Source organism: Streptomyces sp. NBC_01445 (assembly GCF_035918235.1).
In the GTDB taxonomy this organism is placed as follows: domain Bacteria; phylum Actinomycetota; class Actinomycetes; order Streptomycetales; family Streptomycetaceae; genus Streptomyces.
Genome location: NZ_CP109485.1, coordinates 4,304,652 through 4,324,903 on the forward strand (window position 1 = coordinate 4,304,652; position 20,252 = coordinate 4,324,903).

The following is a 20,252-nucleotide window of genomic DNA, read 5'->3' on the forward strand; positions in this document are numbered from 1 at the left end:
TTCCCACGTAACTCCCTTGTACAAGGAGCACTCTCATGACCAAGCAGACCGTTCTCGGCCGCGTCACCCAGCTCGCGAAGGCGAACATCAACGCCCTTCTGGACGGCGCCGAGGACCCGGAGAAGATGCTCGACCAGCTGATCCGCGACTACTCGAACAACATCGCCGAGGCCGAGCAGGCCGTGGCGGCGACCATCGGCAATCTGCGGATGATGGAGCAGGACCACAGGGAGGACGTCGAGGCGGCCGACGAGTGGGGCGGCAAGGCGCTCGCCGCGAGCAAGAAGGCCGACGAGCTGCGGACCGCGGGCAGCACGGCGGAGGCCGACAAGTTCGACAACCTCGCCAAGGTGGCGCTCGGGCGGCAGCTGAGCTCCGAGAAGGAGGCCAAGGACTCCGAGCCGACGATCGCCGCACAGAGCGAGGTCGTCGGAAAGCTGAAATCCGGCCTCGACCAGATGAAGACGAAGCTGGTCGAACTCCAGTCGAAGCGCGATCAGTTGGTGGCGCGCTCGAAGACTGCGCAGGCCCAGAACCAGATGATGGACGCCGCCAGGAACATCGACGTCCTCGACCCGACGAGCGAGCTGAGCCGCTTCGAGGAGAAGGTGCGCCGCGAGGAGGCCAAGGCGCTGGGCAAGCAGGAGCTCGCCGACTCGTCGCTCGACGCGCAGTTCGAGCAGCTGGACGGCCTGGGCGACACGGCCGAGATCGAGGCGCGCCTGGCGGCGCTCAAGACGTCCGTGTAGCGGCGGGAAGGCGGCGCCCCGGTCAGTACAGGCTGAGCAGCGCCTCCGTCGGGTCCACGGCCGCCGAGTCGCCGTCCGGTAGTGGGAGTTCGAACCAGACGGTCTTGCCGCGCGGCGTCCTGCGCGAGCCCCAGGACGCGCTGAGCAGGCCGACGAGCTGAAGCCCGCGGCCGCCCTCGTCCGTGTCCCGTGCGCGGCGGCGGCGCGGCTGGACGAGGCCCGCGTCCCACACCTCGCACACGAGGGTGCGGTCGAGCAGGAGGCGCAGCCTGATGTCGCCCTCGCCGTACCGCAGAGCATTGGTGACCAGCTCGCTGACCAGGAGTTCCGTCGTGTCGACGAGCGGCTCCAGGTCCCACTCGGTGAGCTTGGCGCGGGTGAACTCGCGGGCGCGGCCCACCGAGCGCGGCTCGCGCGGCAGCGTCCAGTCGCCGACGGCGTCGGCCGGCAGGCCCTGCACGCGGGCCATGAGCAGCGCGATGTCGTCCTCGCCGTGGCGCGTGTCGAGCGTGGCCAGCACGTGGTCGCAGACGTCTTCGAGCGCGGGCGAGGGATCGTCCAGGGCGCTGCGGAACGCGGAGAGGCCCTCGTCGAGGGGATGGTCGCGGGACTCCACGAGCCCGTCGGTGTAGAGGGCGAGGAGTGAGCCCTCGGGCAGCTCGACCTCGACCTCCTCGAAGGGTTCCCCGCCGACGCCGAGCGGCATCCCCGGGGGTACGTCGAGCATGAGCGCGCCATCGCCGGGCTCGACCAGGACGGGCGGCAGATGGCCCGCGTTGGCGAAGGTGCAGCGCCGCGTCACGGCGTCGTAGACCGCGTACACGCAGGTGGCGAGGTAGACCTCGGAGAGGTCGGCGTCACCGGTTCTGCGGGCGGCGCGAGTGGCTTGCTGGACGCCGCCGCGGGGGCCGAGGGGGGACGTCGGGCCCCCGGGCGCGCCGAGGCCACGGGCGATCTCGTCGAGCGCGGAGAGCACCTCGGCGGGTTCGAGGTCGAGGAGGGCCAGGGTCCGTACGGCGGTGCGCAGTTCGCCCATGGCGACGGCGGCGCGCAGGCCGCGGCCCATGACGTCGCCGACGACGAGCGCGGTTCTGTGCCCCGGCAGCTCGATGACGTCGAACCAGTCGCCGCCGACCTCGGTGGCCGCGTTGCCCGGCAGGTAGCGGCAGGCGATGTCGAGGCCGGACGCCTCGGGGTCGTCCGGCGGGAGCAGCGACCGCTGGAGTATCAGGGCGCGCTCGTGCTCACGCCGGTAGAGGCGGGCGTTGTCGATACAGACGGCGGCGCGGGCGGCGAGTTCGACGGCGAGGGCGCGGTCGCGGTCGTTGAAGGGCTCGCTGCCCTTCGTACGGGCGAAGCGCGCGAGGCCGACGACGGTGTCGTGGGCAACCATCGGCACGGCCAGCGTGGACTGGACGAGGTCGCCGGACGCGGCGGGGACGAACTGGGGGCGGGCGGTGCGCAGGGCGTCCGCGCAGGGCGAGTTGAAGGAGTAGCGGTGGACGGCCCCGACCTCGACGACCCCGTCACCGCCGGACGCTTCGAGGTACGGCACGTCGGCGACGGCGCTCGCGGCGGCGACCCTGCGCAGCTCGGCGCTGCCGTCGGCGAGGCTGCGGCTGTTGAGCGCCGACTCGTCGCCCGCGAGAAGGCCCTGGTAGAGGTCGACGGACGCGAGGTCGCAGAAGCCGGGGACGACGACGTCGAGGAGCTCGCGGGCGGTGGTCTCCAGGTCGAGCGAGTTGCCTATGCGGGCGCCCGCCTCGTTGAGGAGGGCGAGGTTGCGGCGGGCGTGGGCCGCCTCGCGGGCGGCGGCGTGGCGCCGGGTGACGTCGGTGGCGAGCCCGGCGACGCCGATGGGCCGGCCGCTGCCGCTGTGCACGCGGTAGAGGTTGATCGACCAGTGGCGGCGCTCGGCGGAGTCGGGCGCGGGCCCGACGAGCTGCATGTCGGTGACGGAATCCCCGGTCTCCAGGACGCGGCGCAGCGCGGCCTGCACGCGGTCGGCCTCGCCGCGGGGCAGATAGTCGTGGACGGTGCGGCCGCGGTGGTCGTCGGCCCGGCCGCCGAAGACCGCGGCGAAGGGCCGGTTGGTCCGCTGCACCTTCAGGTCGGTGCCGAACAGCAGGAAGCCGAAGGGAGATTGGCCGAAAATGGCCTGCGACGCGGCGAGGTCCGTCTCGATACGGCGCAGGGCGCGGACATCGACGACGATGCAGACGGCCGCGCGCTCGCCGGACTCCGTCTCGGTCGGCATCACATAGACCTCGGCGATCCCCTCCGTATACGGCTCGGGGGGCCGGCCGGGGCCGTGCTGATCAGGGACGTGCGGATCGCGCTCTTCGGACTCGGTGCCGCCCGGGTCCGACGCCCGGCCCCTCGGCATCCGGAAGGGAACGACGCCGGTCCACTCGCGGCCGTCGAGGATCTCCGCCATCTTGCGGTGGCCGCGCTCGCGCAGTTCCGTGGAGACGAAGGCCTCGATGGGGTCCTTGCCCACGGCCTCCTGTGCACAGACACCGAAGAGCTGCGCCGCGCGCCGGCTCCACTGGTCGATCAGGCCGTCGGGGCCGATGGAGAAGGAGGCGACCTTGATGTAGTCGTACATCGAGCCGGGCGGACTGATCTGCCATGTCTCGGCCCGGGGCGGGCCTGCCGCATCGCGCGCGGCCGTCCCGCCCGAGGTGTCCTCGGACGACGTGGCCTTCGCTGGTATCTCGCTCACGCGAACCGTCCCCTCCAGCTCACCGCGTCCGGCACCGGTCACCGGGGCGGCTGCCCGCAGTATCCAGCACTACGGAGCCGCGCAACACGGTGTTCACGATCACACCACGGTCCCGACGCTTTTTGGCCCGTCCCCGCATAACAGGACGGCAACCAGATCCACGACTGTTCCGTGCCTTTTCCCGGCCGGCCTCTTCGCCGGTCGGCATGCTCCCTGTCTCCTAACCAGGGAGGGTTCCTCTTAACCGGCGCGACGCCATCGGTTCCGGCCGTCGGGTCCAGCCGCTGTTTCCGGCCGCCCGTCAGTGCCGGCCGGGCAGCGACAGTTCGAACCACACCGTCTTGCCCGTGTCACCGGGCCGCGTCCCCCACCGCCGCGCGGACCCCGCGACCAGCTGGAGCCCCCGTCCGCTCTCCTCGTCCGGTCCCGCGACCCGCTCCAGCGGCGGATCCGGAAGACGATCGGAGACCTCCACCCGCAGGGTGTCGGCGGGCTCCGCCGACCGCAGGAGACGTACGCCGATGGGGCCGGAAGCGTGCCGGAGAGCGTTGGTCACCAGCTCACTGACGAGCAGTTCGGTGACATCGCCGAGCGAATCGAGATCCCAGACGCCGAGCTGGCCGCGGACCGCGGCACGAGCGGAACGGACTGCGCCCGGCTCCTCGGGGAAGACCCACTCGGCGCACTCCCCGTCGGTGTCGATCACGCCGATCACTTCCCAGGCAGCAGTAGAACCCCGTCCACTCCTTCGGACCACGTCCGATTTCATAGGGTTAATCGGCATATACCCGGTCGGGCGTAGGGGCTACCGTCCCACGCGAACACTCCGCGAACGGAGCACGCGGAACGCCCGACCAGCGGCACGACGGGTGACACGACCCGCAGCGCGGCGGGCCCCGCGGACAGGTCCCCCGGCGTACGGATCACGGCTGCCGCGCCGCGAGCACCGCCTTCACCGCCGGCACGTCCTGGTCGAGCCAGTCCACGGACCAGATCTCGTCCGGCCCGAGCCAGCGCAGTTCGTCGTGGTCCTCCAGGGGGCGCGGCCGGCCGGACAGCGGGCGCGCGGTCCATACCCGCAGCACGTATCCGGGCTTCAGGGGCCACTCCCCCGGGACGCGTGCCACGAGCTCGGCGCCGATCCCGAGCTCCTCGCGCAGTTCCCGTACGAGCGCCTGCTCCGGATCCTCGCCGGGTTCGACCTTGCCGCCGGGGAGTTCCCAGCGGCCCGCCAGTTCGGGGGGCGCACTGCGTCGTGCGGCGAGCAGGCGGCCGCTGTCGTGGAGGGCCGCCGCGACGACGACGGTCGGTTCAGTCATGTGCCGGAGCCTACGGCCGCGGACGGGAACGTCAGCGCGCGGTGCCGTTCTGCGCCTGGCCGAGGCGCTCGACCCAGTAGAGCTGCTTGTGGCCGCGGTCATCGAGACTGTCGGCGATCTGCTGGGCTTCCGCCCTGGTCGCGTACCTGCCGACGCGATAGCGGTTGCCGTTGTCGTCCTGGCGTATGACGAGCCACACAAGCGTGGTCGTGCCCTCGTTCATCTCGCCCCTCCACTCCCCGACCCCGGCTCGCACAGCGCCCCGCTTTCTGAGGAAACCCCACTCCGCATATGCCCGAGCGTACGCCTGACCTTCACGCAGCGGATACGCATTGGCACAAAGAGATACGCAACCAGCCAATCCGCAGGGGGCGCACTCCGAAGAGTGCGCCCCCTGGACGTTCCGTGGCCTCCCCGCTCCGGGCGTCAGCCCGTACGCACCGCCGGCATCGGCATGAGCACCGGCCCCGCTTGCGGCTCCTTGCGGCAGACGTCGCCGCACTCCGCGTCGAGCGAGCAGCACAGCGAGCAGATCGGGCCCGACCGGACGGGGCAGTCCGCGATGTCGGGGAGTTCGTACGCCGTCTCGCAGACACTGCACGTGTGGGTCGCGGTGATGTCGGCGATCTCGACGTCGGGGCCGTTCACGGGGTTGGGCCTGGCCAGGTAGTACTTGCCCTTGGTGGCCCAGGCGATCAACGGGCAGAGCGTCAGGGCGAGTCCGGCCGCGATGAACGTCGAGAAGGCCTCCGCGTACGCACCGAACACCCCGAAGAACGCGACGATCGAGACGGTCGACGCGATCACCATGGCGCCGAAGCCGGCCGGGTTCACGGCGTACAGATAGGCCCGTTTGAACTCGATGTACTTGGGGCTCCAGCCGACCCGCTTGTTGATGACGAGGTCGGCGGCGACGGCCGCGATCCAGGCGATGCCCACGTTCGAGTAGAAGCCGAGCAGCTTGTTCAGGGCCGCGAACATGTTCATCTCCATCAGCGTCAGCGCGATGGCGAGGTTGAGGAAGATGTACCAGACGCGGCCCGGGTGCCGGTGCGTGATGCGGGAGAAGAAGTTCGACCAGGACAGCGAGCCGCTGTAGGCGTTGGTCACGTTGATCTTGATCTGGGAGACGACCACGAAGAGCGCGGCGGCGGGCAGGGCGACCGAGCCGAGCCACGGCTTGAGTGCCTCGACCTGCGGCGCGATGGGTTCCAGGGCGTGGGTCTTGCCGACTGCTTCGAGGGCTACGAAGGCGAGGAGCGCGCCGCCGAGTTGTTTCGCGGCGCCGATGATCACCCAGCCGGGTCCGGCCGCGAGAACGGCCAGATTCCATCGCTTCCGGTTCTGCTCGGTCTTCGCCGGCATGAATCGCAGATAGTCGGCCTGCTCACCGATCTGCGCGATGAGGGAGAGCGCGACGCCGGTGCCGAGGCCGAAGCCGAGCCAGGAGAACCCGCTGCCCGCGCCCTCCGTGCCGCCGAAGCGGGTGAAGTCGCCGAAGGAGCCCGGCGAGTGGAAGGCCAGGATCACGAAGGGCAGGACGAGGCCGATGAGCCAGACCGGCTGCGTCCACGCCTGCACCTTGGCGAGCGCACCCATGCCGCGGAAGACGATCGGGATGACGATGAGCGTGGTCAGCAAGTAGCCGACGGGCAGCGGCAGTCCGACGACCTCGTGCATGGCCTGCGCCATGATCGAGCCTTCGAGCGCGAAGAAGATGAAGGTGAACGAGGCGTAGATGAGGGACGTGAGCGTCGAGCCGAAGTAGCCGAAGCCCGCGCCCCGGGTGATGAGGTCCATGTCCAGGCCGTACTTGGCGCAGGCGCGGGCGATGGGGATGCCGGTCAGGAAGATGATCGTCGCCGCGCACAGGATCGAGGCGAGCCCGCTCGTGAAGCCGTACGTGAAGACGATGGAGGCGCCGATCGCGAAGTCGGCGAGATAGGCGATGCCGCCGAGCGCGGTGGACGCGACCATGGTCGGTGACCAGCGCCGGTAGGAGTGGGGCGCGTAGCGCAGCGAGAAGTCCTCGCGGCTCTCGTCCGCGGCGAGCTTGGCGTAGCTGCGCCGCGGCGCGGCTGCCTCCGTGTCACGGGTGACCGTGTCCGTCATGAGGGTTCCTGTCGTCCGGCCGATTGCGGGTACGGACGGAAGTTAGGAGCCGTGCATGACAATGCGGGGCGGCCGGTGATTGCCCCGGCGTTACGGGAGGCGGCCGCGCGTTAAGTCGTGGTCACGCCCTGCGGACAGGGCGTTCGCGTATCGGTCACTTCACGGGCAGGTGGTATGCGATCCGGTACCGGTCGGCGGGGACGACGACGTCCGCCGTCTCGACCGGCCTGCCCGACGCGAAGTACGTGCGCTGGATGACGAGGACGACATGGCCGGGCACTCCACCGAGCGCCATGAGCTCCTCGGCGAGGCCGGGGCGGGCGCCGACCTCCTCCGTCACGTTGTCCACGATCACGTCGATGGCGGACATGCGCTCGACGACGCCGCAGCCGCCGAGGGGGCCTTCCTCGGGGAGCATCACGGGGGTGCGTCCAGTGACCGCCAGGGGCTCCCAGGAGGTGGAGAGCATCATGACCTCTCCCGCGTCCCGGTAGACGTACTTCGTGCACATCACGCGGTCTCCGGCGCGGACGCCGAGGCGCTCGGCGATGACGCTGCTCGCCTCGGCCTGCTCGCTGCGGGACTCCCAGGTGCCGCGCGCCGTCTCGTCGGCCTGCTCCTGCTTGAAGGGGGTGGAGCCGCTGATCGGCCGGTATCCGGAGCGGGCGACGCGGCGCGGGACCGGCGTCTCGCGCACATACGTGCCCGACCCCGAGCGTCCCTCGACGAGTCCTTCGGCCATCAGCACCTTGCGGGCTTCGAGGGCGACGGTGTCCGAGACGCCGTACTCCTCGCGGATCCTGGCCTGTGAGGGGAGGCGGGTGTGCGGTGGCAGCGATCCATTGACGATCTTCTTGCGAAGATCACCCGCGACGCGCAGATACGCCGGCTGCTCACCGAATGTCACTGGCTGCACTCCCTAAGACCCGTGGCGACCCATCGGATTGACAGACAGCAACAGCGTCGCAACCCTGGGTTGTGTGCCGCAAGCGAAGGCCAAAGAATCACTCGAAGTGATGACATGCGCGGCCGCAGGCCTTTACGCAGGGAGTTTCTCCGGGTAAGGGAATCCTTACGCCCTGGCGTCGAGCAACCATCGACCGGCCGTCGACCGGCCGTCGAGGCAGGGCGCGGCATGCGACACCCCCGCCATCCGTGGGACCTCCATCGCGGGTTGCCCGACTCCCGTCCGCAACCGCCCGCATCGTCGGATGCGTGACCCGATCCCGCCGATCCCCCGCCCGCCTCACCGTCCTCCTCGCGCTCGCGGTGCTCGGCGCCTCACCGGGCGCGGCCCTGGCGACGCCCGGCCCCGGCCCGGCACCCGCCGCACCTGCCCCCGTGCCTACGGGCTCCCCCTCCGAGGCCTCCGAAGCCTGCACCGGCGACCCCGCCTGGGCCCCGGCCACCACCCGCATCGACCCCGCGAACACGTATCACGCGTACACCGGCAACGGATATCTCGGCGTGCGTGTCCCGCCGTCCGGCGCGGACTACGCCGAGCCCGGCGACAAGACCGGCTGGCCGCTCTACACGCCGCGCTACGACGGGGCGTTCGCGAGCGGGCTCTACGCGCGCGGCCCCGAGAACACGGCGCACCGCGAGGCCGTCGCCGCCCTGCCGAACTGGACGGCGCTCGACCTGACGGTGGGCGACGAGACGTACGGCCCGACGAGCCGGATCTCGCACTACCGGCAGACCCTCAGCCTGCGCTGCGGATTCGTCCGTACGTCGCTGACCTGGACGCACAAGGACGGCCGGCGCACCGATCTGACGTACGACGTGCTGACCGACCGCTCCCACGCGCACATCGGAGCGGTACGGCTGCGCGTCACGCCGCACTGGAGCGGCGAGGCGACCGTCACCGACCGGATCGACGGGCGGGGCGCGCGCCGGATCGCGCCCACCGGCGGCGGCCCCGCGGGCAAGCGCACGATGGCGGTGGGCTTCCGCACGGACGGCACCCGCCAGGACGGCGTCGTCGCCTCCACCCTGCGCGCCCCCGGCCGCACGCACACGGCGGGCCACACCGACACGTTGACGAACCATCAGTCCGCCACGTTCTCCGTCGACACCGGCCGCACGTACACGGTCACCAAGTACGTCGGCGTGGACACGGCGCTCACCTCTCGCACCCCGCACGGCTCGGCCGTCGGGGCCTCCCAGCAGGCTGCCGCGGCCGGATGGGACGAGCTGTTCCGCGAACACACCGCGGCCTGGCGGAAGTTGTGGACGTCGGACATCGAGGTGCCGGACCGGCCCGAGATCCAGCAGCAGGTGCGGGCCGCGCGGTACGGGCTCCTCACGGCGGTGCGCGCCGGCGGCCGCGACAGCATCGCGCCCTCCGGGCTCACCAGCGACGCCTACGCGGGCATGATCTTCTGGGACGCCGAGACGTGGATGTTCCCCGCGCTGCTCTCGGACCGGCCCGACCTGGCGCGCCCCGTCCTCGAATACCGCTACCGCACGCGCGAGGCGGCCGCCGACAACGCCCGCAAGACGTCTGTCAAGGGCCTCATGTACCCGTGGACCAGCGCGAGCCGCGGCGCCCTGTGGACGGAGTGCCAGAGCTGGTACCCGCCGCACTGCGTCACCCAGAACCACCTCCAGGGCGACATCGCGCTCGCCGCCTGGCAGTACTACCTGGCGACGGGCGACCGCGCCTGGCTGCGCTCGCACGGCTGGCCGCTCCTCAAGGGCCTTGCGGAGTACTGGACTTCACGTGTCACGAAGAACGCCGACGGCTCGTACTCCATCAAGGACGTCGCGGGCCCCGACGAGTACAGCAACGGCGTCGACGACGGGGTCTACACGAACGCCGTCGCGGCCACGGCCCTGCGCTCGGCCGCCCGCGCCGCCCGGCTCGTGGGTGCCGCGCCCCCGGCCGCGTGGGCGACCATCGCCGACGGGCTCCGCATCCCGTACGACCCGAAGCGCAAGATCTTCCTCCAGTACGAGGGCTACAACAGCTCGACGATCAAGCAGGCCGACGCGGTCCTGCTGCTGTACCCGCTGGACTGGAAGCCGATGCCGAAGGGCGCGGCGGCGGCGACCCTCGACTACTACGTCGCGCACACCGACCCGGACGGGCCCGCGATGACGGACTCCGTGCACGCGGTGGCCGCCGCGTCGATCGGGGAGCCGGGCTGTGCCACGTACACGTTCCTGCGGCGCGCCTCGAAGCCGTTCTTCCGAGAGCCGTTCGGGCTGTTCTCGGAGGCGCGCGGCACGAAGGCGGGGTCCAGTGACCCGCTTGCGGGCACGCCCGCACAGGACTTCCTGACCGGGAAGGGCGGCTTCCTCCAGGTGTTCACGCACGGCCTGACCGGCCTGCGCCTCGAGGAGGACGCCCTGCGCCTCGACCCGTCGCTGCCCCCGCAGCTCGGCAGGGGCGTGACGCTGCGCGGGCTGGCCTGGCGCGGACGGACGTACGACATCGCGATCGGGCCGGAGCGTACGACGGTCAGGCTGACCGCGGGCCAGCCGTTCCCCGTCGTCACACCCACCGGACGCGCCACGGTCGACCGCGGCGGGCTCGTCCTGCGCACCCGGCGCCCCGACCTCGAACCCACCTCCGACCTGGCCCGCTGCCGCACCGCGACGGCGACGTCCGAGGAGCCGGGCCTGTACGCGGAGGCGGCGGTGGACGGCAACCCGGTCACCGCCTGGCAGCCGGTGACCGCTCACGACGCCCTCACGGTCGACCTCGGCCGGACGGGGAAGGTCTCCGGCGTCGACGTGACGGGCACGCGCGCGTACGCGGTGACGACGTCGGTCGACGGAGCGGCGTGGCGGGCCTTCGCGCCGGGGCGGACGGCGCGGTTCGTACGGGTCACCGAGGAGGGCGAAAAGCCCGAACCCGTGAAGGAGTTGCGGGTGAGGTAGGGCCCTGCCGCCGACCGGCAGGGCCCCAGGCCGCCGGGCGCCGTGCGCGGCCCCACACCGCGCAACGACACCCGGCGGCCGGTCAGTTGGCCTCGGCCGGTACGGCGGCCAGGGAGCGGGACCGCACCACGAGTTGGGCGACCGCCGTCACCACCAGGTTCGGGGCGAGCGCGATGAGCCCGGTGTCGACCGTGCCGACGTCCACGCTCCCGAAGGTGAGCCAGATCAGGACGCCGACGCCGGTCAGGATGCCGAGCAGTGCGGGCACGGCATCCAGACGCACCTTCTTCGCCAGCCCCATGACGATCGCCGGGGCGAGCTGGGTGAGGCCTCCGTAGGTGAGCAGCAGCAGGTCGGACAGGAGTCCGGGCCTGGTCAGGCCGAGCACCAGGGCGAGCGCGGCGGCCGCGACCACGCAGAGGTGGTTGGTGCGCAGCTGCGTACGTTCGTTGCGCGCGCTCAGCAGATTGCGGGACAGCAGGCTGGAGATGCCCACGACGATGGCCGCCGAGGGGACCATGGCGGCCGAGGCCGCGGCGACCGCGACGACGCCGACGAGCCAGCCGGGCAGGGTCTGGCCGGCGAGGGTGAGGGCGACGGAGTTCGCGGGCGATCCCGGCTTCACCAGCAGGATTCCGGCGAAGCCGACGATCACCGGGATACCGAGGGCTATCTGGTAGAGCGGCAGCCAGACCGCGTTCTTGCGCAGGGCACGCCCGCTGCCGGCGGCCAGGACCGGCGGCCACAGATGGGCCATGGTGCCGAGTCCGCCGCCGATGCCGGAGATGATGACGGCCGTGACGAAGAAGGTGGCGTCATAGCCTTCCTGATTGAGCGTCAGGAGCTGTGGGTGGCTGTCCCGTACGGTCTCGAAGAGGCCGCCGATGCCCCCCTTCACGGAGACCGTGACGCCGATGAACAGGACCACGAGCCCGATGATCATCAGCGCGTCCTTGAGGTAGGCGACGCGGGCGATGCCGCGGATGCCGGACCACAGGACGAAGCCGACGGTGAGGACGGTCGCCAGAACCATGCTGAGGTTGCCGCCGGTGCGGCTGCCGGTGGCGAGCTGGACGATCATGCCGAGCCCGGTGATCTGGAGCTGGAGGTACGGCAGCAGGAAGACCGCTCCGACGACGGCGACGACCTTGCCGAGCAGGGGGCTGCGGTAGCGGTCGGTGAAGAAGTCCGCCTGCGTCAAGTAGCCGCCCCTGCGCCCGAGTTCACGCATGCGGGGCGCGGTGAAGTACTGGAGGACGAAGTTGATCGCGAGGTAGCACAGGGCGAAGGCCGCGGCGACACCCCCGCCGAAGGCGATGCCCGCGAGGCCGAGGAAGCTGAAGGTGGTGAAGGCCTCGCCCGCCTGGAGGAACCAGGTGGTGAAGGTGGAGAACTTGCGTTTCCCCACGGTCCATTCGCCGAGTTCCCCGCCGCGCGGTCTGCGCCCGCTCACGCCGACGACGGCGATGGAGACCATGCCGATGAGAGTGATGGCCATGGTGGTGTTCATGCGGCGGCCTCCTCGGCCTCGTCGCGGTCGGCGCGTTCGTCGTCGGTGTGCGCGAAGTGCTCGACGAGGGCGAGCGAGGCCGTCGTACCGGCCGTCCACAGCAGACACCAGGCGAGGACGGACGGGATGCCGAACCAGAGGTACGGGCCATTGACGAAGGGCAGGAACGGCGTGCTGAGGAAAGCCAGTACGGGCACGAAGGCCCAGATCACGTGCGGTTTTCTCATCAGGGCTCCATACGGCTGCGGAGGGTACGGCTACGGGAGGGAGGGCCGGCGGCGTCCGTGTCCGGTGGCGGCCTCGTAGGCGGCGCCGACCTCGAGCACGGTCCGCTCGGCGCGGGGCGGGCCGACGATCTGAAGGCCGACGGGGAGCCCGGCAGCCGAGAAGCCGGCCGGTACGGAGAGGGCGGGTGCGCCCAGGACCGAGATGAAGTACGCCGAGCGCATCCAGTCGAGATAGGTGTGCTGCGACTGCCCGTCGATGACGGTCGGGTACTCCGCCTCGACGTCGAAGGGGGTGACCTGGCTGACGGGCGCGACCAGGACGTCGTAGCGCTCGAAGAAGCCGACGGCCGCGAGGTGGATGCGGGCGTGCTCGGCGGTGGCGCGGGCGAGGTCGGCGCCGGTCAGGCGCCGCCCCTCCTCGATGTTCCAGACGAGGCTGTCCTTGAGGGAGGCTCGGTCGCTGTCGAGGAGCGCGCCGAGGCCCTGGTTGAACTCCTGGGCCCGCAGCGTGCGGAAGACGTCCTCGGCGCCGTCCAGGTCGGGGCAGTCCTCGGTGACGACGCAGCCGAGGTCCTCGAAGACCTTGGCCTGCCGCTCGAAGACGTCGCGCACGTCGCGGTCGACGGCGACCCGCCCGCCGAGGTCGGGCGCGAACGCCACGCGCAGCCCGGCCGCGTCCCGCCCGAGCGGCGCGCGGAAGACGGCGCCCGGCCCCTCCAGGGAGATCGGGACGCGCGGGTCGGGCCCCGCCATGACGGACAGCAGCAGCGCGGTGTCGGCGACGGTGCGCCCCATGGGCCCGGCGACGGCGAGGGTCTCCCACAGGTTGCCGGCCGGGTGCGAGGGGACGCGGCCGGGGGTGGGGCGCAGGCCGACGACGTTGCAGAACGACGCCGGGTTGCGCAGGGAGCCGCCCATGTCGCTGCCGTCGGCCAGCGGCTGGAACCCGGCGGCCAGCGCGGCCGCGGCCCCGCCGCTGCTGCCGCCCGCCGACCGCTTCGTGTCGTACGGGTTCCTGGTCGCACCGAACACGGGGTTGAACGTGTGCGAACCGGCCGCGAACTCAGGGACGTTGGTCTTCCCGATGCGGATGGCGCCCGCGTCCTGGACGCGCCGCACGAGCAGCTCGTCCTCGTCGGGGACGTGGTCGGCGAAGAGGGGCGAGCCGTGCGTGGTGCGCATGCCGCGGGTGAGGTGGGTGTCCTTGAACGCGATGGGCAGGCCGTGCAGCGGCCCGAGCTCCTCGCCGCGCGCCTGACGCTCGTCGGCGGCGGCGGCCGCGGCGAGAGCGCCCTCGGGGTCGAGGGTGACGATCGCGTTGACGGCGGGGTTGAGGCGTTCGATGCGGTCGAGGTGGGCCCGGACGACCTCACGGGCCGACAGCTCACCACGACGGACACGCGCCGCGAGGTCGACGGCGTCGAGGGCGCAGAGTTCGTCCGGGACGGGAGCGGAGTCGGCGGGGCCGGTGGAAGCGGGCATGGCAGTCCTAGGGCAGCGGGCGCGGGGGACGTCGCCGTGCTGGGCCGGACAGGTCCGGGGCAGCGGCGCGCGTGGTGCACCACACTGAAGCCACTGACCGTTTCAGTCAATACCTAAGACTCAATGCACTTTTAAGACGCCACTCCTTCACCCGTGAATATTTTGGTCGCGCTATGGACGTCAACTGGACGTCGGAAACTCCACGCCACTGCGCTTGAACGCGTCGACCACCAGATGCGACTGCACGGCCTCCACATGCCGCACCCAGGGCGAGGCGGTCAGGAACTCGTACAGCGCGGCCTTCGACGGCTGCGTCACGTCGACCAGGAGCTGATGCTCACCCATGACCACGGCCGCGTACCGCACGAGCGGCGACTCCACGAGCAGCCGCCCCACCTTCTCGACCTCGTCGGGGCGGGTCCTGATCCACAGGAGCGCCTCGACCGGGAGACCGAGCAGCGCGGGCTCGACGGCGGCCCGGATGCTCACGTGCCCGTCGCGGGTGAGCGTCTCGACGCGGCGGCGGGCGGTCGCCACGGAGACCCCGGCGACGGCGGCCAGGTCCTCGTGCGTACGCCGCCCGTCCTCGGCGAGCGCCCCCAGGATCGCGTGCTCCTCGGGCCCGACCTCGACCTCCGGGAGCCCGATCTCGTCGACGATGCCCGACGGCCCGCCGAGGGCCTCGATCTCCCCGGCGCCGAGGATCCCCGGCGACCACTCGTGCACGGTCCTGAAGTACCGCAGCACCGGCGACACGCTCTGCGAGACGAGACCCGGCAGCGCGGGCACCTCGTCGAGCATCAGCGGCCCCAACTGCCCCTGAGGAAACTGAAGTTCGGCCACACAGTCGACGGGTCCGGCAAGTGCGTACGAGAAGATGCAGTCAGCGCGCCGGGCCGCCGCCACGGCCGCGTCCCGCACCGATCCCGGCCGGCACGTCATCCGCAGAATCACGGTCTCGCCCCGCACGACGAGCCCCCGCACGGCCACGTCCCCGCTCTCCAGCAACCGCAGCCCCCGCCGCGCCACCTTCCGCTCGGGCTCCCCGATCGCGGCCGCGATCCGCCGCCACGACGCCCGCCCATCGATCTGAAGGGCGGCAACGATGCGCCGGTCGAGGGGGTCAAGGGGGGCGGGGGCGTTCGCGGCTGCGGTCGGAGTGGCCGGTACTGGGTGCGTCACAGGACTGACCATAACGAGCGGGGGTGGTGGGGTGGGCCGGGGCCGTGTGGCGAACCGGAACCGTGCCTCGCCCTTACGCGCCCATGGCGAGCCGAGCCTGCTCGTCCTCCACGATCCGGCGGGCCAGCGACGTATCGGAGACGTCCACGGCGTCGGGGGTCGCCTCGGCCGTCGCGCTACGGCGCGCGTAGGCGTCGAAGAGCCGGGACTTGTTCTCAAGGAGCTTCACCATGCGCTCGTCCACGCCCCCTGTGGCGAGCAGCCGGTGGACCTGGACCGAGCGCACCTGCCCCATGCGATGGGCGCGCGCCACGGCCTGGTGCTCGACGGTCGGCTTGACCTGGGGCTCGCAGATGATCACGACGGTCGCGGCCTGCATGTTGAGCCCCACGCCCCCGGCCTCGATCTGCGCCAGGAGCACCGCGTGACCGGACACGGCGGCGAACTCGTCGACGAGCTGCTGCCTGCGCGCGGGCGGCACGCTCCCCGAGATCGGGCCGAACAGGGCAGCGCCGTCGAGCGCGTCCTTCACCACGGTGAGAACGTCACGGAAGGTGGAGAACACCACGACCTTCAGCCCGTTCTCCGCCGCGTCCTCGACGATCTCGCGCAGCCGGTTCAGCTTCGCCGACGACTCGGGCCGCGCGTAGGCCGCACGGCGCATCGCCATGAAGTTCCCGGCCCGGACCGCCTCCCGATAGGCCTCCTCGTCCGACGCGCTCAACTCCTCCCATTCGTCGGTGTGTTGGAGCGCCGGGAGTTCGGTCAGTACGTCCTGCTGGTTGCGGCGGAGATAGACGGGGGCGACGGCCTTGCGGAAGGCCTTCGAGCCGGCCACTGCGTCGCGGTCGCCGACGACGTCGGCCAGATCGGGCCGGAGGATCTGCACGAGGTTGCGGAACTCGGCGACGCGGTTCTCCATCGGCGTACCGCTCATGAAGAGCACGCGTTCGCAGCGCTCGGCCCACTCGGCGACGGTGCGGGAGCGGCGGGTCTGCGGATTCTTCACGTAGTGCGCCTCGTCCACGACCAGCATGCCGAGCTCGCCGCCGCCTGGGACGGGGAAGCGGCGCAGCGCGTCGAAGGTGGTCACACCGACACCGCCGCGGCCCTTCCAGTCGGCGTACGCGTCCTGCCGGTCGGGGCCGTGCAGGGGCAGGACGCGCAGCTTGCTGCGGGACTCGATCTCGCGCGTCCAGTTGATCAGCACGCTCGCCGGGCAGACGACCATGAAGTGGCTCCTGCCCTCGGCGGCGAGATGCGCCAGGGCGGCGATGGCCTGGATGGTCTTGCCGAGCCCCATCTCGTCGCCGAGGAGCACCTTGCGCTGGGCGAGGGCGAACCGGGCGCCGAAGGCCTGGTAGCCGCGCAGCGACACCCGGCGCCGCGTGTCGTCGAGCGCCTGGCCGCGGACCCGTTCGGCGACCTCGTCGGGCAGGAACCCTTCGGAGGCGGCCGTGTCGGGGGCGTGCCCCGAGATCTCGGCAAGCAGGCTGTAGTACTCGGCGGACCGCAGCTCGAAGTCGACCCAGGCGGCCACGTCGTCCGAGGAACCGCGCAACAGGTCCACCGACGCCTGGGCGAGCAGCTCCGGGTGCCCGGCGCGCACCGCCTCCTCGGTCAGCTCGCGGATCTCCGCAACAGCCTCAAGTGCCCGCGCCCGCTTGGCCTTCCCGACCAGCAGCATCCGAAGCCGCCCGGCGGCCGGCCGAGCGTCGGCCAGCAACGGACCGAGCCGCTCGGCAAGAGCCGCTGCGGTCTCGACGGCACGCCGTGCCTCGGGCCCCGCCTCCACCAGAACATGCAGGGCGGTGACGAGTGCGGTGGTACGCGGCTCGGGCCGGTCCACATCGATGTGGACGGCGACGGTCTCCCGGACGGCATCGGAAATCTGCCGAGCGGCAGCGACCAACTGATTGGCGGTCTGTTCCCCCACGCCGGGAATCTGCCGCAACCGATAGGTCCCGGCCTCAAGAACCTGAAGAACGGAGGACAGCCCGCTCCTCTCCACCTCCCCGAGCCTCAACCGCCCCTCGGTGACGTCCTTGAGCCGAGCAACAGAAATAGCCCCCAAGGCCTGTGCGGCCTCGGCCTCATGAATCGGCTGCAAAGCGCCCCTGACGGCCTCAACGGCCCGGGCATGATCCCCGACAACTCCCCGCGCGGCCCCCTCCAGCCACACGCCCCCACCAACAACCCCCCGCTCCCGCCGCCCCATCCCAGCCCTTTCTCGCTCCCGTCCCGGCATCCTGCCACCGCCGGCCCCACGGACAACGCCCGCCCGAACAACGAACCAGGGCCCACCCCCGAAGAGGCGGACCCTGGATGACCTGCGAGTGAGGCGGATCAGACGTTGAAGCGGAACTCCACCACGTCGCCGTCCTGCATCACATAGTCCTTGCCCTCCATGCGGGCCTTGCCCTTGGCGCGGGCCTCCGCGACCGAGCCCGTTTCCATCAGGTCGTCGAAGGAGATGACCTCCGCCTTGATGAAGCCCTTCTGGAAGTCGGTGTGGATCACGCCGGCTGCCTCGGGGGCCGTGGCGCCCTTCTTGATGGTCCAGGCGCGCGTTTCCTTCGGGCCTGCCGTCAGGTACGTCTGGAGGCCGAGGGTGTCGAAGCCGACGCGGCCGAGCGTGGCCAGGCCGGGCTCTTCCTGGCCCATCGACTGGAGGAGTTCGAGCGCCTCGTCGTCGTCGAGCTCGATCAGCTCGGACTCGATCTTGGCGTTGAGGAAGATCGCCTCGGCGGGGGCGACCAGGGCGCGCTGCTCGTTCTTGAAGTCCTCGTCGACCAGCTCGTCCTCGTCCACGTTGAACACGTAGAGGAAGGGCTTGGTGGTGAGGAGGTGCAGCTCGTGGAGCAGGCGGCCCTTCTCCGTGCCGGCGGTGATGCCCGCGGCGAAGAGCGTCGTGCCGGACTCGAGGATCTTCTGCGCCTCCTCGACCGCGGCGAGCACCGCGACCTTCTCCTTCTGGAGGCGGGACTCCTTCTGGAGGCGCGGGACCTGCTTCTCGACGGACTGGAGGTCCGCGAGGATCAGCTCGGTGTTGATCGTCTCGATGTCGTCCTTGGGCGAGACCTTGCCGTCGACGTGCACGACGTTCTCGTCCTTGAAGGCGCGGATGACCTGGCAGATCGCGTCCGACTCGCGGATGTTCGCGAGGAACTTGTTGCCCAGGCCCTCACCCTCGGAGGCGCCGCGCACGATGCCCGCGATGTCGACGAAGTCGACCGTCGCCGGGAGGATCTTCTGGGAGCTGAAGACCTCGGCGAGCTTGGCGAGGCGGGGGTCGGGGACACCGACCACGCCCACGTTCGGCTCGATCGTGGCGAACGGGTAGTTGGCCGCCAGCACGTCGTTCTTGGTCAGGGCGTTGAAAAGGGTCGACTTGCCGACATTCGGCAGGCCGACGATTCCGATCGTGAGCGACACGTTGCGACTTCCCGTACGTGAGGATGGAGGACCCCCAGTCTACGGCGTGCCGCGCCACCCCCCGGCGCCCTGTCGAACGCTTGGCCAAGGTCGGCGAAACCGCGTGTCCCGGAGCGGATTCCACACATAACCCGACCTAAGTTGGTGTGGTGGATCAACCCAGTCGCACTCCGCCGCGCGCCCCGCAGAACCGGACCCGCCGCACGCCCCCGCTCCCCCCGCAGGCGCAGGGCGGCAGCGACGGACGCAACGGGCCCTCCGGGTCCCGTTCCGGAACCGTGTACCGGGCTTCGGGCAAGGGCGGCAGCAAGGCGCCGCGCCCCGTGCCGCCGCTCGTCCTCGCGCTGCGCCGCTTCCCCGATCCGCGCCTCACCGGCCTGGGCAGCGGGCTGTTCTGCACGGCCGCGATGTTCGCACTCGCCTGCCTGGACGCACTGCTGTTCGGCGGCTCGATCGTCGTGTACGGGGTGCTGTTCCTGCTGGTGAGCGCGCTCACCGCGATGTGGGTGCGGCGCGCCGACCTGGTGGCCGCGCCCGTCGCCGTGCCGATCGGCTTCGCCGTCGGGATCCTGCCGGTGGCCGACGGCTCGGGCGGGTTCGGCGGACAGGTGATGGGGCTGGTGACGGCCCTGGCGATGCACGCGGGCTGGCTCTACGGCGGCACGCTCGTCGCCGGGCTCGTCGTGACCGTGCGCGGCATCCGCCACATGGCCCGTCGCGCGGCCCGCCGCCGAGCCCTCGCCCAGGCCCGCGCCGGCTCCCCCGGCACGCCGGCACAACAGGTGACCTCGGCCCCGCGCCCCCGGCGGCGAACGGCCTGAGGCCAGAGGTCCCGCGCCCATCACCTCTGCCCCTGCCCCTGCCCCCGGCACCTCTACTTCTGCTGCGCCGCCGCCATGGCCGCTCCCACGATCCCCGCATTGTTCTGCAGCTGCGCCGGGACGATCTCCGCCTTGATGCCCTTGATCAGGGGCAGGAATTTGTCGGCCTTGCGGCTGACGCCGCCGCCGATGATGAAGAGTTCGGGCGAGAACAGCATCTCGACGTGCGCCAGGTACTTCTGGACGCGGTGCGCCCAGTGCTCCCAGCTCAGGTCGTGGTCTTCCTTCGCCTTCGTCGAGGCGTGCTTCTCGGCGTCGTGGCCGTGCAGCTCCAGATGGCCGAGCTCGGTGTTCGGGACGAGCTGACCGTCGAGGAACAGGGCGCTGCCGATGCCGGTGCCGAAGGTGAGGAGCAGGACCACGCCCTTGCGACCGCGGCCCGCGCCGAAGTGCATCTCGGCGACGCCCGCCGCGTCCGCGTCGTTCAGGACCGTCACGGGGAGCCCGCCGAGCCGCTCGCCGAGGAGGGCGCGGGCGTCGACGTCGATCCACGACTTGTCGACATTGGCGGCCGTACGGATCGTGGCGCCGCCCGTGACGACGCCGGGGAAGGTGATGCCGACCCGGTCGGGCCGGGTGCCGAAGTGCTCCACGACCTGTTTCACCCCGTCGGCCACGCCGTCGGGCGTGGCCGGGTGCGGGGTGAGGACCTTGAACCGCTCCTGTGCCAGGTCTCCGCGGTCCAGGTCAACGGGTGCGCCCTTGATCCCTGATCCGCCGATGTCCACGCCGAAGATCTGCATGG

At 71.3% G+C, this 20,252-nt stretch carries 16 protein-coding genes; 3 read left to right on the forward strand and 13 right to left on the reverse strand.

Features of this window, described 5'->3' with window-relative positions; all coding sequences use genetic code 11:
* Positions 1–35 precede the first annotated feature (35 nt).
* Positions 36–749, forward strand: coding sequence for a PspA/IM30 family protein (locus OG574_RS19460; RefSeq protein ID WP_326774268.1), 714 nt, complete (start codon positions 36–38; stop codon positions 747–749).
* A gap of 22 nt (positions 750–771) precedes the next feature.
* On the opposite strand, the gene OG574_RS19465 is transcribed toward OG574_RS19460, so the two are convergent.
* The 6 genes from OG574_RS19465 to OG574_RS19490 all read right to left on the reverse strand — a co-directional run bounded on the left by OG574_RS19465 (position 772) and on the right by OG574_RS19490 (position 7,812).
* A complete protein-coding gene (locus OG574_RS19465; RefSeq protein WP_326774269.1) occupies positions 772–3,474 on the reverse strand; it encodes a SpoIIE family protein phosphatase in 2,703 nt (900 codons plus the stop codon).
* Positions 3,475–3,775: 301 nt separating this feature from the next.
* Positions 3,776–4,258, reverse strand: a complete 483-nt coding sequence (locus tag OG574_RS19470) for an ATP-binding protein (RefSeq protein WP_398375730.1) — start codon at positions 4,256–4,258, stop codon at positions 3,776–3,778.
* A 139-nt stretch (positions 4,259–4,397) separates the two neighbouring features.
* The gene (locus OG574_RS19475) at positions 4,398–4,793 is read right to left on the reverse strand and encodes a (deoxy)nucleoside triphosphate pyrophosphohydrolase (protein ID WP_326774271.1); all 396 of its coding nucleotides are present in this window, start codon (positions 4,791–4,793) and stop codon (positions 4,398–4,400) included.
* A gap of 31 nt (positions 4,794–4,824) precedes the next feature.
* Entirely contained in the window at positions 4,825–5,016 is a 192-nt protein-coding gene (locus OG574_RS19480; protein WP_100596587.1) for an SPOR domain-containing protein, read from the reverse strand.
* A gap of 203 nt (positions 5,017–5,219) precedes the next feature.
* The gene (locus OG574_RS19485) at positions 5,220–6,905 is read right to left on the reverse strand and encodes a purine-cytosine permease family protein (RefSeq protein ID WP_326774272.1); all 1,686 of its coding nucleotides are present in this window, start codon (positions 6,903–6,905) and stop codon (positions 5,220–5,222) included.
* A gap of 154 nt (positions 6,906–7,059) precedes the next feature.
* Positions 7,060–7,812: a GntR family transcriptional regulator gene (locus tag OG574_RS19490; protein ID WP_326774273.1), complete on the reverse strand. Its 753-nt coding sequence runs from the start codon at positions 7,810–7,812 to the stop codon at positions 7,060–7,062.
* Positions 7,813–8,120: 308 nt separating this feature from the next.
* On the opposite strand from OG574_RS19490, the gene OG574_RS19495 reads away from it, so the two are divergent.
* Complete coding sequence (locus OG574_RS19495) at positions 8,121–10,790, forward strand: glycosyl hydrolase family 65 protein (RefSeq protein WP_326774274.1); 2,670 nt, start codon at positions 8,121–8,123, stop codon at positions 10,788–10,790.
* An 82-nt stretch (positions 10,791–10,872) separates the two neighbouring features.
* On the opposite strand, the gene OG574_RS19500 is transcribed toward OG574_RS19495, so the two are convergent.
* The 6 genes from OG574_RS19500 to ychF all read right to left on the reverse strand — a co-directional run bounded on the left by OG574_RS19500 (position 10,873) and on the right by ychF (position 18,626).
* On the reverse strand, positions 10,873–12,300 hold the full coding sequence (locus OG574_RS19500) for a sodium:solute symporter family protein (protein ID WP_326774275.1): 1,428 nt from the start codon (positions 12,298–12,300) through the stop codon (positions 10,873–10,875).
* Positions 12,297–12,527 carry a hypothetical protein gene (locus OG574_RS19505; RefSeq protein WP_326774276.1) on the reverse strand — a complete coding sequence of 77 codons (231 nt, stop codon included), beginning with the start codon at positions 12,525–12,527 and terminating at the stop codon, positions 12,297–12,299. The genes OG574_RS19500 and OG574_RS19505 overlap by 4 nt, the downstream gene beginning before the upstream one ends.
* A gap of 30 nt (positions 12,528–12,557) precedes the next feature.
* Positions 12,558–14,009, reverse strand: a complete 1,452-nt coding sequence (locus tag OG574_RS19510) for an amidase (protein WP_326774277.1) — start codon at positions 14,007–14,009, stop codon at positions 12,558–12,560.
* 180 nt (positions 14,010–14,189) lie between these two features.
* Entirely contained in the window at positions 14,190–15,191 is a 1,002-nt protein-coding gene (locus tag OG574_RS19515) for an Lrp/AsnC family transcriptional regulator (protein ID WP_234374587.1), read from the reverse strand.
* 73 nt (positions 15,192–15,264) lie between these two features.
* A complete protein-coding gene (locus OG574_RS19520) occupies positions 15,265–17,409 on the reverse strand; it encodes a DEAD/DEAH box helicase (protein WP_326774278.1) in 2,145 nt (714 codons plus the stop codon).
* 128 nt (positions 17,410–17,537) lie between these two features.
* Entirely contained in the window at positions 17,538–18,626 is a 1,089-nt protein-coding gene (gene ychF / locus OG574_RS19525; RefSeq protein ID WP_116510423.1) for a redox-regulated ATPase YchF, read from the reverse strand.
* Positions 18,627–18,775: 149 nt separating this feature from the next.
* On the opposite strand from ychF, the gene OG574_RS19530 reads away from it, so the two are divergent.
* Positions 18,776–19,447: a DUF6542 domain-containing protein gene (locus OG574_RS19530; RefSeq protein ID WP_398375736.1), complete on the forward strand. Its 672-nt coding sequence runs from the start codon at positions 18,776–18,778 to the stop codon at positions 19,445–19,447.
* 53 nt (positions 19,448–19,500) lie between these two features.
* Here OG574_RS19530 and ppgK read toward each other — a convergent pair whose 3' ends face one another.
* Entirely contained in the window at positions 19,501–20,250 is a 750-nt protein-coding gene (gene ppgK, locus OG574_RS19535; protein ID WP_326774279.1) for a polyphosphate--glucose phosphotransferase, read from the reverse strand.
* Between the last annotated feature and the right edge of the window lie 2 nt (positions 20,251–20,252).